Origin of the sequence: Paraburkholderia sprentiae WSM5005, assembly GCF_001865575.2 — a bacterium.
Classification (GTDB): domain Bacteria; phylum Pseudomonadota; class Gammaproteobacteria; order Burkholderiales; family Burkholderiaceae; genus Paraburkholderia; species Paraburkholderia sprentiae.
The window spans coordinates 347,190-364,269 of record NZ_CP017561.2; the positions used below are offsets into that span (position 1 = coordinate 347,190).

Annotated in this window: 14 protein-coding genes; 9 read left to right on the forward strand and 5 right to left on the reverse strand. The window is 64.9% G+C overall.

Translation table 11 applies throughout. The features are described from left to right. Positions 1-25: 25 nt before the first annotated feature. The 4 genes from BJG93_RS01695 to purU all read left to right on the forward strand — a co-directional run bounded on the left by BJG93_RS01695 (position 26) and on the right by purU (position 3,189). Positions 26-592, forward strand: coding sequence for an adenine phosphoribosyltransferase (locus BJG93_RS01695; protein WP_027199637.1), 567 nt, complete (start codon positions 26-28; stop codon positions 590-592). A gap of 109 nt (positions 593-701) precedes the next feature. Further along, positions 702-1,316 carry a LysE family translocator gene (locus BJG93_RS01700; RefSeq protein ID WP_027199638.1) on the forward strand — a complete coding sequence of 205 codons (615 nt, stop codon included), beginning with the start codon at positions 702-704 and terminating at the stop codon, positions 1,314-1,316. A gap of 72 nt (positions 1,317-1,388) precedes the next feature. Next, a complete protein-coding gene (locus tag BJG93_RS01705; RefSeq protein ID WP_027199639.1) occupies positions 1,389-2,255 on the forward strand; it encodes an NUDIX hydrolase in 867 nt (288 codons plus the stop codon). A 64-nt stretch (positions 2,256-2,319) separates the two neighbouring features. After that, positions 2,320-3,189 (forward strand): formyltetrahydrofolate deformylase, encoded by an 870-nt coding sequence (gene purU, locus BJG93_RS01710; RefSeq protein ID WP_027199640.1) that lies wholly within the window; start codon positions 2,320-2,322, stop codon positions 3,187-3,189. 60 nt (positions 3,190-3,249) lie between these two features. Here purU and BJG93_RS01715 read toward each other — a convergent pair whose 3' ends face one another. From BJG93_RS01715 to uvrA, 3 genes are all read right to left on the reverse strand, one after another. Further along, positions 3,250-4,476 carry a PepSY-associated TM helix domain-containing protein gene (locus BJG93_RS01715; protein WP_027199641.1) on the reverse strand — a complete coding sequence of 409 codons (1,227 nt, stop codon included), beginning with the start codon at positions 4,474-4,476 and terminating at the stop codon, positions 3,250-3,252. A 169-nt stretch (positions 4,477-4,645) separates the two neighbouring features. After that, on the reverse strand, positions 4,646-5,731 hold the full coding sequence (locus BJG93_RS01720; RefSeq protein WP_027199642.1) for an AI-2E family transporter: 1,086 nt from the start codon (positions 5,729-5,731) through the stop codon (positions 4,646-4,648). A gap of 34 nt (positions 5,732-5,765) precedes the next feature. Beyond that, positions 5,766-8,639: an excinuclease ABC subunit UvrA gene (gene uvrA / locus BJG93_RS01725; RefSeq protein WP_027199643.1), complete on the reverse strand. Its 2,874-nt coding sequence runs from the start codon at positions 8,637-8,639 to the stop codon at positions 5,766-5,768. 265 nt (positions 8,640-8,904) lie between these two features. Here uvrA and BJG93_RS01730 point away from each other — a divergent pair, with 265 nt between their 5' ends. Together BJG93_RS01730 and BJG93_RS01735 are read left to right on the forward strand one after the other, a co-directional pair. Continuing rightward, positions 8,905-10,092 carry an MFS transporter gene (locus BJG93_RS01730; protein ID WP_154671881.1) on the forward strand — a complete coding sequence of 396 codons (1,188 nt, stop codon included), beginning with the start codon at positions 8,905-8,907 and terminating at the stop codon, positions 10,090-10,092. A 146-nt stretch (positions 10,093-10,238) separates the two neighbouring features. Beyond that, positions 10,239-10,790: a single-stranded DNA-binding protein gene (locus BJG93_RS01735; protein WP_027199645.1), complete on the forward strand. Its 552-nt coding sequence runs from the start codon at positions 10,239-10,241 to the stop codon at positions 10,788-10,790. 113 nt (positions 10,791-10,903) lie between these two features. Here BJG93_RS01735 and BJG93_RS01740 read toward each other — a convergent pair whose 3' ends face one another. Beyond that, on the reverse strand, positions 10,904-11,704 hold the full coding sequence (locus BJG93_RS01740) for a bestrophin-like domain (RefSeq protein WP_027199646.1): 801 nt from the start codon (positions 11,702-11,704) through the stop codon (positions 10,904-10,906). Positions 11,705-11,970: 266 nt separating this feature from the next. On the opposite strand from BJG93_RS01740, the gene BJG93_RS01745 reads away from it, so the two are divergent. Beyond that, positions 11,971-13,617: a methyl-accepting chemotaxis protein gene (locus tag BJG93_RS01745; RefSeq protein ID WP_027199647.1), complete on the forward strand. Its 1,647-nt coding sequence runs from the start codon at positions 11,971-11,973 to the stop codon at positions 13,615-13,617. 159 nt (positions 13,618-13,776) lie between these two features. On the opposite strand, the gene BJG93_RS01750 is transcribed toward BJG93_RS01745, so the two are convergent. After that, a complete protein-coding gene (locus BJG93_RS01750; RefSeq protein WP_027199648.1) occupies positions 13,777-14,664 on the reverse strand; it encodes a LysR family transcriptional regulator in 888 nt (295 codons plus the stop codon). A 95-nt stretch (positions 14,665-14,759) separates the two neighbouring features. On the opposite strand from BJG93_RS01750, the gene BJG93_RS01755 reads away from it, so the two are divergent. Beyond that, positions 14,760-16,112, forward strand: a complete 1,353-nt coding sequence (locus BJG93_RS01755) for an MFS transporter (RefSeq protein WP_027199649.1) — start codon at positions 14,760-14,762, stop codon at positions 16,110-16,112. Positions 16,113-16,335: 223 nt separating this feature from the next. Next, the gene (locus BJG93_RS01760; RefSeq protein ID WP_027199650.1) at positions 16,336-17,004 is read left to right on the forward strand and encodes a response regulator transcription factor; all 669 of its coding nucleotides are present in this window, start codon (positions 16,336-16,338) and stop codon (positions 17,002-17,004) included. Positions 17,005-17,080 lie beyond the last annotated feature (76 nt).

Below are 17,080 nucleotides of genomic sequence, written 5' to 3' on the forward strand. Positions count from 1 at the left end.
CTGTCGAGGTCCATCCGGAGACATCATGTCCAACGCGCTCGCGAGCGCGCCGCTCGATGCGGCCGACTACATCAGAAGTCGCATTCGCACGGTGCCCGACTGGCCGCAGCCGGGCGTGCAGTTCCGTGACATCACGCCGTTGCTGCGCGAGCCGAAGTCGCTGCGCGTGCTAATCGACCTGTTCGTGCAGCGCTATATCGACGCGAAGCTCGACTACATCGCCGGACTCGATGCGCGCGGCTTCATCATCGGGCCGATCGTCGCGCACGAGCTGAGTATCGGCTTCATCCCGATCCGCAAGGCGGGCAAGCTGCCGTACAAGCGGATCTCGCAATCGTATGAGCTCGAGTACGGCACCGCGACCGTCGAGATTCACGAGGACGCGTGCGAGCCGGGCGATCGCGTCGTGATCGTCGACGATCTGATCGCCACCGGCGGCACGATGATGGCCGGCAAGCTGCTGCTCGAGCGGCTCGGCGCGGTCGTCGTGGAAGGCGCGGCGATCGTCGATCTGCCGGAGCTGGGCGGCTCGAAGCTGCTGGGCGAGGGCGGCCTCGCGCTCTACACCGTGACGAGTTTCGACGGGCATTGAGGCGGGAGGCGGTCGCCGCGCGCGCCGTCAAGCGCGCTCAGGTTTCCCGCGCTACGAGCAGCCAAAGCCGCACAAGCCCCAACAGCCGCCCAACCAGAAGACCATTCCGATGCCCAACTTCCTGCTGTTTCTCGCCACCTCGATCGCGATCACCGTGGCGCCCGGCCCGGATAATTTGCAGGTGCTCGCGCGCGGCATCTCGCAGGGCCGCGCGGCCGGCTTCGTCGCCGCGCTCGGCTTTGCCGCCGGCATCACCTTTCACACGACGCTCGCCGCGCTCGGCGTCGCCGCGCTGCTGCGTTCGTCCCCGCTTGCGTTCGAAGCGATCAAACTCGCCGGCGCCGCGTATCTGGTGTGGATCGGCGTCAAGGCGCTGCGCAGCCAGGGACTGGCTGCCGCGCACGAACGCGCGCGGCAGCCGCTGTCGACGGTGTTTCGCCAAAGCGTGCTCGGCAATCTGATGAACCCGAAGGTCACACTGTTCTTTATCGTGTTTCTGCCGCAGTTCGTGCAGCCTCACGGCGCGCAAAGCGTGACCGTGCAGATGCTGGAGCTCGGCGCGCTGTTCATGCTGCAGACCGTCGTCGTGTTTTCGCTGTTCGGCGTTTGCGCGGGAGTCATCGGCGGCTGGCTCAGACGGCGGCCGCGCGTGGGCTTGTGGCTGGATCGCGTGGCCGGCGCGACCTTCATCGCGATCGGAATTCGCGTCGCGTTGCGCGACTGACACGCATCCACGCACCACGCCCGCTTCCGATTTGCCCGGTTCGCCGCCACGGCGGACAGTTTGGAGTTTTCGATGATTTTGCCTTGCATCGCCGCTGCGCGCCGCTTCGACGCGAACGCGCATCGGCCGTTTCTGATCGGCGCCGAACAGGTCGGCTGGATTCGCGAGCGCGACGTGCCGCTGCTCGCGCGCTGGCCCGACGTGTTCGAGATTGCGAACGACGGCGTGACGCTCGCCGCCATGTTCGATACCGTCGATCTGCGCAGCGCGGCGCTCGCCTCCGTGATCGGCGCGCTCGCAGCGGATGGCCGCATCCCGGGCTGGCGCAACGAAACCTATGCGATCCGCAATGCATTCGACGCGCCGCCGCTCGCGTATATCGAGCGCGCGGCGTCGCGCTTCTTCGGCACGATGACCTACGCGGTGCATCTGAACGGCGTCGTAGAATGTGCGGATGGCGGAGCGCCCTTTGGCGGAGCGCCGCAGTTGTGGATCGCGCGCCGCAGCCACACGAAGGCGACGGACCCCGGCATGCTCGACAATGTCGTCGCGGGTGGGATCGGCTGGGGCTTCGGCATCGCCGAGACGATCGTCAAGGAGTGCTGGGAAGAAGCGGGCATTCCGGCGCAGGTCGCGGCGAGCGCGGTCGCGGGGCGCACCGCGCACGTGCTGCAATCGCTGCCGGAAGGCACGCAGGCCGAGCAGGTTTTCATCTACGACCTCGCGCTGCCCGCCGACTTCGCGCCGCGCAACCAGGACGGCGAAGTGGGCGAACACCGGCTCGCGCGCATCGACGAGGTCGCGCGCTGGATCGAGGAAGGCGCGCTTACCGTCGACGCCAGTCTCGCGACGCTCGATTGCCTGCTGCGCCGCCGCTGGATCGACGAGGACGCGTGCGAGGGCATCGACACGCTGTTTGCGCCGCCCGCGCTGGGTTAGCCCGGTCCTTGCAGCCGCATCCACTGAAACAAACCACGAATTGAAGAAGGGAGTCACCGAGGTCATGTCGACCGATCACAGCTTTATCCTCAAACTGTCGTGCGCCGACCGGCCCGGCATCGTTCACGCCGTGTCGGGCTTCCTGTTCGAGCGCGGCAGCAATATTCTCGACTCCGCGCAGTTCGGCGACAGCCGCACCGGCGAGTTCTTCATGCGCGTGCATTTTCAGCAGGTGGGCGGCGATCCGGGGCTCGACGCGCTGCGCGCGTCGTTCGTGACACTTGCCGAACAGTTCGGCATGAACTGGGAGTTGCACGACGCGAACGTGAAGCCGCGGGTCGTGATCATGGTGTCGAAGATCGGCCACTGCCTGAACGATCTGCTGTTCCGCTACCGCACCGGCCAGCTGAACATCGACATCCCGGCGATCATCTCGAACCACAAGGAGTTCTACCAGCTCGCCGCGAGCTACGACATCCCGTTCCATCACTTCCCGCTGCTCGGCGGCACGCCCGAAGCGAAAACCGCGCAGGAAGCGCGCGTGCTCGAAGTGATCAACGAGCATCAGGCCGACCTCGTGGTGCTCGCGCGTTACATGCAGATCCTGTCGCCGACTCTGTGCGAAGCGCTTGCCGGCCGCGCGATCAACATCCATCACTCGTTCCTGCCGAGCTTCAAGGGCGCGAAGCCGTACTATCAGGCGTTCGACCGCGGCGTGAAGCTGATCGGCGCGACCGCTCACTACGTGACGACCGATCTCGACGAAGGTCCGATCATCGAGCAGGAAGTCGAGCGCGTGGACCACAGCATGACGCCGGAACAACTGACGGCGATCGGGCGCGACGTTGAGTGCGTGACGCTCGCGCGTGCGGTGAAATGGCACGTCGAGCATCGCGTCGTGCTGAACGGCAGCAAGACGGTGGTGTTCCGCTAAAGAAATGGCGCTGGTGAAGACCCCGCCGGTCGAGGCCGGCGCGGTCTTTGCCTGTTTGCGCTACCAGCGCGCCGTCGCGCCGCCCGCGCTTCTCGCGAGATTGGCGTTTTGCGCCGAACGACGGCGCGCGTTCAGCTTTTTCAGCCAGATCAGCAGGCCCGTTACGCTCAGCATGGCGACCGCGACGCCTACCGAGCTAATCAGAATCCTCCCGCCGAGACCGAGGATGCGCCCCGAGTGCAGTGGAAACTGCACCTGCATGAAGATGTCGCCGGCCGTACCCCGGCCTGGGATCTGCGCGGCGAGCCGCTTGCCAGTGACGGCGTCCCAATACATCCACGGATTGCCGAGGCCGGTGTCGCCGTGATCGTTGCCGGGCGTGTAGAAGCCGACGCCATATGCGTGCATGAATTCGGCGTAGTAGAGCCCGCCCGGCGGCGCGGCGACATGCATCTCCTGGCGGGCCTGCTCGGCGAGTTCGACGATGCGCTCGCGGCTCAGCATCCGCTCGCCCGGTTGCGGCGTGCGCAGGATCTCGGGGTTGTTTAACGGATCGGGCGTCAGCGTCGACAGCCGCGACACGATCGGCCGCACGACCTGCGACGACAGATTCATCGAGATAGACGTCAGCGCGACGATCGTCAGCAGACCCCAGATCCATACGCCGCCGGAGCGATGCAGATCGAAGGTCAACGCATGGCCGCCGCGTTTCAGGCGGAACGCGAACGACTTGCGCCAGGCCTTCCGGCTCGGAAACGACAGGCACAGCGCAATCACGCTATCCACGAGCCACACGATACCGACGATCCCCATCAGCCATGTGCCGATGTCGACGCCGCCGGTAAACGGCAGCTGCAGCGTGTAGTGCAGCTTGTAGATGAACGGAATCAGATTGAGCCGTGCGAGCGACACGGCGCCCCATTCGCGGCGTCCCTGGATCTCCCCGGTGACGGGATCGACGGCGATCTGGTTGAAGTCGAGCGGGTAGGGTCGTTTCGTCGCCGGATCGGTGCGCGGCAGCACCATCATCTGCAGCGTGTGGCCCGGTTCGACGGCAAGCGGCAGATACGTCACCTGAAAACGCGGGTCGGCGGCTTCGACGCGATTCGCCAGTTCGAGGCTGGACAGTGTCGGCCCGGCCGTGCGGGCTCGGTAAAACGACGGGTTCAACGCAGCATCGAGTTCGTGGTCCCAGGCGATGATCGCGCCAGTGAGGCCGGCGACGAACAGAAACAGCGCCGTTGCGACGCCGAACCAGCGGTGCAGGCGGACGAGCTGGCGCCTCATGCGCGAGCCGGCAACCAGTACCAGGGACTCGGGCGCAAACCGGAGCGGTAAGTCAGGCGAAACGTCACGATGCGAGTCAACTGCAAATAGGAATTGTTCGCATCTTAGAGGTTCGCGCGGTCTACCGCAAGCCAGTGAGTGCTGACTTTTGCTGCTCGAGCCGCTGCGCTTACACCAACCGCAAATAGATCAGCTCGCGCTTGATATATGCGTAGAAAATCGGCGCCGCGACGACTCCGGCGAGACCGAACGCCGCCTCCATGACCAGCATCGCGACCAGCAGTTCCCACGCGCGCGCCTCGATTTGACCACCGACGATGCGCGCGTTCAGGAAGTACTCGAGCTTGTGAATCAGTATCAGGAACACGAGCGACATGATCGCCGCCGGAAAACTCACCGACAGCGCGACCGCGACGATGATCGTGTTCGAGATCAGATTGCCGATCACGGGCAGCAGACCGACGATGAACGTGACGAGAACGAGCGTCTTCGACAGCGGCAGCCGGTCGTGGAAGATCGGCAGGATCACCAGCAGGAAGATCGCCGTGAATACCGAGTTGAGCGCGGAAATCTTCACTTGCGCGAATACGATGCGGCGAAACGCGTCGGCAAAACGCGTAACGCGCGTGACGAACGCGGTGGACAGCGGCAGCCGCTGGATCTGCTTCTGCGCGCCGACCGCGATGATTGCGCCGATGATCATACCGAGCAGCACGTGCGTGAACGCGCGCGCCGCGGTCGTGCCGCTTTGCTGCAGCATGTTCGCGTGCGCGTGCATCAGTTCCGTGGCCTTCGTCTTCATCTGCTCGGTGTCGACTGGCAGATAGTTCGCGACGAATTGCGGAATCCTGCCGCGGGCCTCGTCGATCAGCTGCATCGCCTGATCGAGTAGCGCTTGCACGCTCGGCACGTCGTTCTCGAAATGCGAGGTGATGCCGAGGGTGAGCGCGGTCAGCGCGCCGACGATCACCGTCGACAGGATCACCACCGCGAGCCAGCGTGCCCGCTTGCTCGACATGTGACGCTCGATGCGCGGCGCGATCGTATGCACGAGCTGAAACACCAGCAGCCCGGAGAGCAGCGCGCCGAGCAGCTTCAGTTCGATCACCGCCCACATGCCGAACAGCATCACCACGTAGCTGCCGATTTCGACGGCCGACAGCTTCGGCAGGCTCATGTCGCTGGTCAGCCTGACCGGGCGCGGGCGCAGGTCCTGCACCCGATCTTCTTCACGCGCCTGATTACGCTTGGTCATGGCTTATCCCGTCTCCAACCTCGGTAGTGCAGCGTTACTTTATGCTGGCGGCGCGCTTGAGCAGCGGCGCCAGATATTTGCCGGTAAAACTGGCCTTCGACTTCGCGACCTGCTCGGGCGTGCCTTGGGCGATGATCTGCCCGCCGCCGGCGCCGCCTTCGGGGCCGAGATCGATGACCCAGTCCGCAGTTTTGATTACATCGAGATTATGTTCGATGATCACGACGGTATTACCCTGGTCGCGCAACCGGTGAATGACTTCCAGCAGCAGCGCGATATCGTGAAAGTGCAGGCCGGTGGTCGGTTCGTCAAGGATGTATAGCGTGCGACCGGTATCACGCTTGCTCAGTTCCAGCGACAGTTTCACACGCTGCGCCTCGCCGCCCGACAGCGTGGTCGCCGACTGACCCAGGCGGATATAGCCGAGACCCACGTCCAGCAGGGTTTTCAGCTTGCGCGCGACGACCGGCACGGCCTTGAAAAACTCGTACGCGTGCTCGACCGTCATGTCGAGCACTTCGCTGATGTTGCTGCCCTTGTACTGGATGTCGAGCGTTTCGCGGTTGTAGCGCTTGCCGTGGCATACATCGCACGGCACGTACACGTCGGGCAGAAAGTGCATTTCGACCTTCAGCACGCCGTCGCCCTGGCACGATTCGCAGCGCCCGCCTTTCACGTTGAACGAGAAGCGGCCCGGGTCGTAGCCGCGCTCCTTGGCGGCCGGCACGCCGGCGAACAACTCGCGGATCGGCGTGAAAAGGCCCGTGTAGGTCGCCGGATTCGAGCGCGGCGTGCGGCCGATCGGCGACTGGTCGACGTTGATCACCTTGTCGAAGTGCTCGAGGCCCTCGATCGACTCGTACGGCGCCGGCTCCGTAGCCGAACCGTACAGATGATGCGCGACCGCGTGATAGAGCGTGTCGTTGATGAGCGTCGACTTGCCCGAGCCGGACACGCCGGTCACGCAGGTCAGCAGACCCACCGGCAGATCGAGTGTCACGTTGTGCAGATTGTTGCCGTACGCCTCGACGATGCGCAGGCGCCGCTCGTCGGGTTCCTTGCGCTCGTCGGGGTATTCGATCGTGCGCGCGCCGGACATGTACTGGCCGGTCAGTGACGCCGCGTTCTTCAGCACCTCTTTCGGCGTGCCCTCGGCGATCACCATGCCGCCGTGCTCGCCGGCGCCCGGACCCATGTCGACCACGTAGTCGGCCATGCGGATCATGTCTTCGTCGTGCTCGACGACGATCACCGAGTTGCCGAGGTCGCGCAGATGCTTGAGCGTCGAGATCAGCCGGTCGTTGTCGCGCTGATGCAGGCCGATCGACGGTTCGTCGAGCACGTACATCACGCCGGTCAGGCCCGAGCCGATCTGGGAGGCGAGGCGAATGCGCTGTGCCTCGCCGCCGGACAGCGTTTCCGCGCTGCGTTCGAGCGACAGGTAATCGAGCCCGACGTTGTTGAGGAACATCAGACGCGCGACGATTTCCTTGACGACCTTGTCGGCGATCTCTCGCTTCGAGCCTTCGAGGCGCAGGGTCTGGAAGTAGCCGAGCGCATCGCGCAGCGGCCAGCCGCTGATCTCGAAGATGCCGCGCGCGTCGCCGTCCGCGCCGATGCGCACGAAGCGCGCCTCGCGACGCAGCCGCGTGCCCGCGCAGGCCGGGCATGGCTGGTTGTTCTGGTATTTGGCGAGTTCTTCGCGCACCGCGGACGAGTCGGTTTCGCGGTAGCGCCGCTCCAGATTCGGGATGATCCCTTCGAACACGTGCTCGCGCACCGACGTGCGGCCGCGCTCGTTGATGTACGAGAACGGAATCTCCTGCTTGCCCGAACCGTACAGCAGGATCTTGCGGACTTTCTCCGGCAGGTCCTCGAACGCGGTGTCGATGTCGAAGTCGTAGAACGCCGCGAGGCTCTGCAGCATCTGGAAGTAGAACTGGTTGCGCCGGTCCCAGCCCTTCACCGCGCCCGCCGCGAGCGACAGCGACGGATGCGCGACCACCCGCTTCGGATCGAAGAACGTGATCTGGCCGAGGCCGTCGCATTCGGGGCACGCGCCCATCGGATTGTTGAACGAGAACAGGCGCGGCTCGAGTTCCTGCAGCGAATATGAGCAGATCGGACAGGCGAACTTCGAGCTGAACAGGTGCTCCTTGTCGGTATCCATTTCGAGCGCGATCGCGCGGCCGTCGGCGAGACGCAGCGCCGTTTCGAACGATTCGGCAAGGCGCTGCTTCACGTCCGGGCGCACGCGCAGACGGTCGATCACGACGTCGATCGTATGCTTGTCGTTTTTCTTCAGCTTCGGCAGCGACTCGACTTCGTAGATTTTCGCGGTGCCTTCGTTGGCGGTGCCGCCGCCCGAGCGCACGCGAAAGCGCACGAAGCCTTGCGCCTGCATGTCCTCGAACAGATCCGTGTGCTCGCCCTTACGATCGCTCACGACGGGCGCGAGGATCATCACGCGCGTTTCCTCGGGTAGCGCGAGCGCCGCGTCGACCATCTGCGACACGCTTTGCGCTTCGAGCGGAATCTCGTGATCGGGGCAGTAGGGCGTGCCGACGCGCGCGAACAGCAGGCGCAGATAGTCGTGGATTTCGGTGACGGTGCCGACCGTCGAGCGCGGATTGTGCGAAGTCGCCTTCTGTTCGATCGAAATGGCCGGCGACAACCCTTCGATCAGGTCGACGTCCGGCTTTTCCATCAGCTGCAGGAACTGCCGCGCATAGGCGGACAGACTTTCGACGTAGCGCCGCTGTCCTTCCGCATACAGCGTATCGAACGCCAGCGACGATTTGCCGGAGCCCGAAAGCCCCGTGATGACGACGAGCTTGTGACGCGGTAGGTCGAGATTGACGTTCTTCAGGTTGTGGGTGCGAGCCCCACGAATACGGATTTGTTCCACGGATCTATTCCATGAACTGCGGAAAGGGAAAGAGGCTAAACCTGCTACTATAACGACTTTTCCAGACCGCCGTTACGGCGTGCTGACAGCGGGAAAGAGGCTTGGCAGCGGCCGTTTTCCGTGAGTACAAGACACTGCAAGGGGCGAGCGTCGGCGGGGACGGTACGCATGGACTAGCCGCCCGCCCGTTCGTCGTGCTCCACCGTGCTGGCGGCCAGGACTGTCCCCACGGGCTCGCCGCCCGGTTCATTCAAACAACGCTTCGATGTCCAATCCGTCCGCCATCTCCACACGTATGAGCGCGCCCGAATTGCGCGCGACCGTATCGCTTGCCGCGATCTTCGCGCTGCGCATGCTGGGTCTGTTCATGATCATGCCGGTGTTCTCGGTCTACGCGAAGACCATTCCCGGCGGCGAAAACGTGCTGCTCGTCGGCATCGCGCTCGGCGCGTACGGCGTCACGCAGTCGATGCTCTACATCTTCTACGGCTGGGTCTCCGACAAGATCGGCCGCAAGCCGGTGATCGCGACGGGCCTCTTGATCTTCGCGATCGGCAGCTTCGTCGCGGCGTCCGCGCACGACATGACGTGGATCATCGTCGGGCGGGTGATTCAGGGGATGGGCGCGGTGTCGTCGGCGGTGATCGCCTTCATCGCCGATTTGACCTCGGAAGAACATCGCACCAAGGCGATGGCGATGGTCGGCGGCAGCATCGGCGTGTCGTTCGCGGTGGCGATCGTCGGCGCGCCGATCGTATTCCACTGGCTGGGCATGAGCGGGCTGTTCACCCTGGTCGGCGTTTTCGCGATTCTCGCGATCGGCATCGTGCTGTGGGTCGTGCCCGATGCGCCGAAGCCGGTGCACGTGCGCGCGCCGTTCGCCGAAGTCCTGCACAACGTCGAGCTGCTGCGTTTGAATTTCGGCGTGCTCGTACTGCACGCCACGCAAACCGCGCTGTTCCTCGTCGTGCCGCGCATTCTCGAAGCGGGCGGGCTGCCGGTCGCGTCGCACTGGAAGGTGTATCTGCCGGTGATGGGGCTGTCGTTCGTGATGATGGTGCCGGCGATCATCGCCGCCGAGAAGCGCGGCAAGATGAAGATCGTGCTGCTGTCGGCGATCGCTCTTATCCTGATCGGCCAGTTGTTATTGGGCCTTGCTGCGCATACGATTCTGACTGTGGCGGCGATCCTGTTCGTGTACTTTCTTGGCTTCAATATTCTCGAGGCCTCGCAGCCTTCGCTGGTGTCGAAGCTCGCGCCGGGCACCCGCAAAGGAGCCGCGGCCGGCGTGTACAACACCACGCAGTCGATCGGTCTGGCGCTGGGCGGGATGGTCGGCGGCTGGCTGCTGAAGGTGAACGGTCAGAGCGCGGTTTTCTTCGCTTGCTCCGGGCTGGTATTTTGCTGGCTTATAATCGCCGCAAAGATGAAACCGCCGCCGCGCAAGGCATAACACAGCGTACTCGGGGCATCTCCCGAATCATCCAGAACTCACCCGGCGGCGGGCAGAGGCGCTCTTCTGGTCTCGGGCCTGCCGGCCGCGAGACGCGAACCGCGTAGTGCCGCGCCGCCTGCAACAGGAATCAACAGGAGAAATTCATGGCATCCGTGAACAAGGTCATTCTCGTCGGCAACCTCGGCGCCGATCCGGAAGTCCGCTATCTTCCGAGCGGCGACGCAGTCGCGAACATCCGCCTTGCCACGACGGACCGCTACAAGGATAAGGCGTCGGGCGAGATGAAGGAGGCCACCGAGTGGCACCGCGTCGCGTTTTTCGGCCGTCTCGCGGAAATCGTGGCGGAATATCTGAAGAAGGGCTCGTCGGTGTACCTCGAAGGGCGCATCCGCACGCGCAAATGGCAGGCGCAGGACGGCACCGATCGTTACTCGACCGAGATTGTCGCGGAGCAGATGCAAATGCTCGGCGGCCGTGGCGGCGCGTCGATGGGTGGGGGCGATGAAGGCGGCTATAGCCGTGCAGAGTCGTCGGAGCGCAGCGGCGGCGGTGGCGGCGGCGGTGGCGGTGGCGGTGGTCGCGCGACGTCGTCGGGCGGCGGCTCGCGTGGCGGCAGCGGCGGTGGCGGCGCGAGCCGTCCGAGCGCGCCGGCTGGCGGCGGGTTTGATGAGATGGATGACGATATTCCGTTCTAACACTGACTAAGGCAGTTTTTTGTTGGTAGAGAGGCCCGCTTTCCGTGAGGAAAGCGGGCCTCTCCGTTTCCGGGCATTTCTTACGTCATCCGCGCGGAGCATTCCCCAGAAGCTCACCGCCTCAAATGCTCCAACGTATCCCGCAACGGCAAACTCGACACCACGATCGGCCCGGTAAACGGCGTATCGAGATCGACGATCACATAAATTGCCGAAGCAATCGATACCGCCCCCAGCGATATCGTCACCAGCGCCAACGCATTACGCGGCGCGATCAATCCGAAACTCAGAAAAATCACGCATAGCCAGAACGTCAGCATCTTGAAGAACGGCTGCGAAATCGAGCTGTGCGCTTCCTCGATGATTTTCCAGCGCGCATCGATGACGCGCCGGTACTGCGTCAACGCGTCATCGAGCGCGCGTTCCTGCAACGAATCGTGCGTGCGCAGTTGCCGCAACTCGCGACCCACCGCGCTCAGCATGTCGCCGAGCCGTACATTTTCCAGTTGCTGCGGATTGCTCGGCGGGCCGAGTTCGCGCGGATAGTCGCCGCTCGGCGCAGGCTCCTGCGGCCAGGTCGACGCGATCGCCGCCGCCGTGTACTGGCGCAACAGACGCCGCGATTCGTCGGCCGCGCTGCCGAGCTCGCGCAGCGTCGAGTCGAATTCGATCAGTTCGGCCGCATAGGTGCGCATATCGTTCGACGCGGTATCGAAGCCCGCTTTCGCCGATGCGGTCATCAAACCCAGCACCAGCGCGGCGAACGTCACCAGCATGCCGATCACGAGTTGCACCAGCTGCACGGTCTCATGCGCCTTGTGCTCTTCCGGCAGCAGCGGCCGCACCGCAACGCCGAGGCCGGTGGCGATCAGCAGCAGCACGAACACGAGTATGGCCGAACCGATTTCCGACATGGACGCGCTCCGGGCGGCGGGAAGGGGCTTCGACAGAAGCGCCTTCAGAAAACGGGCTTCGAGACTTTATTGATTTAACGCAAGCCGCGCGAGCGATCAACCATAAAGTTTTCGAACGATACGCCGTTGACCTTCAATGTGCTGTTTGCTTAATTTCCAGCCAAGTTGCGGACCGGGCCGATCGGCGTGGGCGCAGCCTGCGTGGCCGTGCGGATATCGTGAACGATACCGAATCGTCGGTCGGGCAGCCCAAGGAGACCAGTCCGATGTTGAAAAAGCTGTCGATTCGCACCAGCCTCACCCTGATGATCGTATTCTTCGGCATCGTGCTGCTGCTCGGCGCGGCCGCGGGATTGCTCTCGCTGCGTTCGTCGAACGCGTCGCTGCAGCAGATGTACACGATCGACACGCCGGCCGTCGCCGACCTCGAAGGCAGCGCCGGCCAGCTGTTGCGTCTGCGTCTGGCGCTCGCGACGTACGCGTCGCTCGTCGCGCTGAACGATCAGGACGGCGCGAACGCCGTGCTCCATCGCTTCGATCAGTACCGCAAATCCTCCGATGAACGACTTGCCCACTATCTGAGCCACGCGGGTGCGGATGCCGATGAGCAGCGTCTGATCGCCGACATGCAGCACAAGCGCGACACCTTCCTGCACGACGGCGTCGAACCGACGCTCGCCGCGCTCAAGTCGAGCGACACCAACGCCTTCGAACAATTACAGGCGCACAAGCTGCCGTCGCTGTACAGCGCGTACGAGAAGGCGATGCTCGCGCTCGAGCAGTTGCAGCTCGATCACGGCGCGCAGCGCTATCAGGATGCGCAGGACCTGTTCTACGCGATTAGTACGGCGGTGGCGATCGGCATTGCGCTGTCGCTGGCCGGCGGCTTTCTCGCCCGCTTCATGCTCGCGCGTGCGATCGTCGCGCCGGTCGATGCGACCATCGCGCAGTTCCAGCGCATCGCCAACGGCGACCTGAGTGGCCGCATCGAAGTGCTCGGCGACAACGAAATGGGCCGTCTCGCGGCCGCGCTGCGCAGGATGCAGGAATCGCTGATCACGACCGTGAACGCGGTTCGTCAAGGCACCGAATCGATCGACACCGGCGTCAGCGAGATCGCGGCCGGCAACGCCGATCTGTCGCAGCGCACCGAGGAGCAGGCGGCGGCGCTGGAGGAAACAGCCGCGAGCATCGAAGAGCTGACGTCGACGGTCAAGCAGACGGCCGACAACGCGAAAGAGGCGAGCTCGCTCGCGCAGGGCGCCTCGACGCTGGCCGCGCAAGGCGGCGAGCTGACCGAGCAGGTGGTCGGTACGATGCACGGCATCGTCGACGATTCGCGGCGGATTGCCGACATCGTCGGCGTGATCGAGGGGATCGCTTTCCAGACCAACATCCTCGCGCTGAATGCCGCAGTCGAGGCGGCGCGCGCCGGCGAGCAGGGACGCGGCTTCGCGGTCGTCGCGAGCGAAGTGCGCTCGCTCGCGCAACGCAGCGCGGCGGCGGCCAAGGAGATCAAAGGCTTGATCGATGCGTCGACCACGCGGGTGGAGCAGGGCTCGCAACTCGTCGAACGCTCGGGCACGACGATGAACGACATCGTCGGGGCGATCGCGCGCGTCAGTTCGATCATGAACGAGATCGCGGCGGCGGCGCTCGAACAGAGCACCGGCATCGATCAGGTCAATCTGGCGGTCGGTCAGATGGACGAGGTCACGCAACAGAATGCGGCGCTCGTCGAGCAGGCGGCCGCGGCGGCGAGTTCGCTCGAAGACCAGGCGCGGCGCTTGTCGGCGGCGGTGGCGGTGTTTCGGACTGGCAGCGAGTCGCGCGGCAGTGCTTCGGCGCTCGGCGCGAAGCCGGCCGGTGTTGCCGGCGAGCGGAGACTGGATAGCGAGTTCGTCGCGGTGTGACGCGAGCCATTGCGCTGCGTCACCGCGCGGCTTGTCGCTGTCCCGGCACTGGATGGCCGCGCAATACGTCGCGACGGCATCGAGCGCTAGCGACGCGCAGCGTGCGGCCATTCGTTGGACGCGTCAATGGACGATGCTTTGCGCCAACGCCGGTGCGGGTCATGCAAAGAGCCGCACCAGCGCATCACGGGCATTGCTGACCAGTTCGCTTTCGCCCGGACGCCCCGGCAGCAGATGAAACTCGATGGCGGGCAGCGGCGGCAGGCCGATGTTCGCGGCGCACGCGACCACGCCGCCGCCGAGCGAGGACTCGTTCAGACAGGAAATGCCGAGCCCCGCCTTCAATGCGAGTTGCAGTCCCGCGACGCCAGACGCCGAATGTGACACCACGTAGGGCACCTTGTGTTCGTCGAGCAATTTGACGACGAAGCGCTGCAACTGACATGTCGAGGGCAGTAGCACCAGCCGGTACGGCGCGGCGGGGCGAGTGCCGGCATCGGCGCAACTGGCCCACAACAGCTTTTCGCGCCGCACGACGATGCTCGCGGCACCGGCACTCGCGCCGCGCGCGCGCGTTTGGCCGGTGACGAGCCGCGCCGACAAACCGATGTCGAACGACGCGTGATCGTCCGCGCTGCTGTCGATCAACGCGCTGGGCTGCACCGTCACATGCAGCTTCAGCCGCGGATGCTGTTCCGAAAACGTCTTGAGGATGCGCGCGATGTCGTGCGGCCGGAAGTAATCGGTAATCGCGATGCGCAGTTCGCCGTCGAGCGAGCGACCTTGCAGGTCGTCGAACGCCGCTTCGCTCATCGCGATGATGCGCCGCGCGTGCTCGAGCAGACGCTCGCCGGCAGGCGTCGGGCTCACGCCCTGTCGACCGCGCACGAAGAGCGGCTGGCCGGCGCGCTCCTCGAGCTTCTTTAGCTGCTCGCTCACCGACGACTGCGACAGGAACACGCGCTCGGCGCCTGCCGACACCCCGCCCGATTCGGCGACTGCGACGAAGGTCCGCAACTGCGCGAGGTCGAAACCGCGTTGGCTCATGATTCGGTTTTTCCGATGATGACGATCTGAATTTCCGGCTTTTCCGATGGAATGCCCACCCGTAGCATACCTCCGAACGATATGCGGAGGGTGTGATGGTAAATGGATCTATGACAGCGTCGCGCGGCGCCGGGGCACGCGGCGCGGAGCATCGCTGGAAGGTGCTGGGCGTGGGCTTTGCCGCGAATGCGAGCTTTTCCGCGGCGTTTTCGGGTATCCCGACGACCGCGGTGTTCCTGCGCTCGGACTACCATCTGGCCAACCATGGGCTCGGCCTCGTGCTCGGTATGCTCGGACTCGGCATCGCGGTTAGCGAGTTGCCGTGGGGGCTTCTGACCGACCGCTGGGGCGATCGTCGTGTGCTGCTGCTCGGGTTGCTGTCGACCGCGGCGGCGCTCGCCGGTCTGGCGCTGTTCGTCTCGCCGGGCGGCGCGCGTGCGCCGGGCATCGTGCCGCTCGCGCTCGGCTTGCTGCTGGTCGGGTTGCTGGGCGGCAGCGTCAATGGATCGAGCGGCCGAGCGGTGATGGCGTGGTTTCGCGAAGGCGAGCGCGGCCTCGCGATGAGCATCCGCCAGACCGCCGTGCCGGCGGGCGGTGGACTCGGCGCATTGGTGCTGCCGGTGCTCGCCTCGCGCTTCGGTTTTGCAAGCGCCTATGCGGTGCTGGCGTTGGCGTGCGCGGTCACCGCATGGTTCGCATGGTGCTGGCTGCATGAGCCCGCGCACGCGGGCGATGCGTCGGCGGCCAACGGAGCGCTCGCGAGTGCGGCGGCGCCCAGCGCGCGGTGCGTAGACGCCGCCAAGGTCAGCACGCCGCCGCCGAGCATGTCTCCGTTGCGCCACATCGCGATCTGGCGCGTCGCGCTCGGCGCAGGCACGCTGTGCGTGCCACAGATTGCCGTGATCACGTTCGGCACGGTGTTCCTGAACGACTTCTGCCGCGCTGGCGTGTTCGCGATCAGCGCGACGATGGCCGCGGTCCAGACCGGCGCCGCGATCGCGCGGGTCTGGAGCGGTGCGTGGACCGATCGACGCGGTAACCGTCGCGCGTACATGCGGGCCTGCAGTTTGTTGACCGCCGGGTTGTTCGTGCTGCTGGCGCTCGCGACCGCGCTCGTCGGCATGCATCGCGCCGGGGCGGTTGCGCTGTTCGCGCTGATGATCGTGCTCGGCGGAGTCAGCGCGTCGGCGTGGCATGGCGTCGCGTTCACCGAACTCGCTACGCTCGCCGGTCCGTGCCGCGCGGGCACCGCGCTCGCGATGGGCAACACCTGCGTGTTCGTCACGCTGTTCCTGACGCCGCTCGCGATTCCGGCGCTGCTGTCGATCGGAGCATGGCCGCTGGTGTGGGCGGTGACGAGCGCCTGCGCGTTGCTCGCGTTGCCGGTGTTTCCGCGCGCCGCGCCGACGCATGCGATGCGCGCGCCGCGTGCTTGTGATGCCGCGTAAAAGACCGGAGAACAGCGTCGGTGCCCGCGCATTGTTTGGTAGAACTATGAATTGTTCCGATTCTTGAGCCGGATTAGGAACGCTCCGATTGTCGTGAATTTTCGAGAATGCTCAGATGCTTTACCGGCACGTCGCTCGAGTACCGCGACGCAGATCGACGCATGCCGCATGACAGTCATTCCTGCGCACATTCCGACCATTCTTATGACGAGCGAGACTAATCGTGGCGAATCTTCGAATCATTCTGGCGGATGACCATCCATTCGTCCTGCTTGGCCTGAAATCGACTCTGGAGAGGCGCGAAGGTCTGTCTGTCGTCGGTCAGGCGCAGACGCCGACCGAGTTGATTGCACTGCTGCAACACACGAAGTGCGACGTGCTCGTCGTCGATCTTTCGATGCCCGATCCCGCCGGCGAGATTGGCGACGGACCCGGCCTGATCCGGCGCATTCGCGGCGAGTGGCCGTCATTGCGCGTCGTCGTCGTGACCGCGCAGACGAATGCCGCGATGTTGCGTGTCATCGCCGCCGATGCCGCGGTCAGCGTGCTCGGCAAAACCGACTCGCTCGAAGAACTGCCGCAAGCCGTCTACGACAGCGCGCGCGGCACGCGTTACCTGGGCCACTCGGTGGTCGAAACGCTCGCGCGTTCGGAGCAGGACAACGGTCTGTTCGTTTCGGCCCTGCTGCTGTCGAAGCGGCAGACCGACATCCTGCGCAGGCTGGTGAGCGGCGAGTCCATCGCGCAGATCGCTGCGGCGCTCGGTTGCCATCGCCGCACGGTGAGCCGGCACAAGCGCGAAGCAATGGCGCGGCTTGGCGTCAACGACGATCCCGCGCTTTTCTCTTGTGTGCGCGCATGCGGCACGCTGCTGCTCGAACCGGGAACCTAGGCTTCGCGCGTGTTGATTGGTCCATTTCAGAGCGCTCTTATGTTTGTCGCAAAAGAAATGCTCGACCATTGCGTGA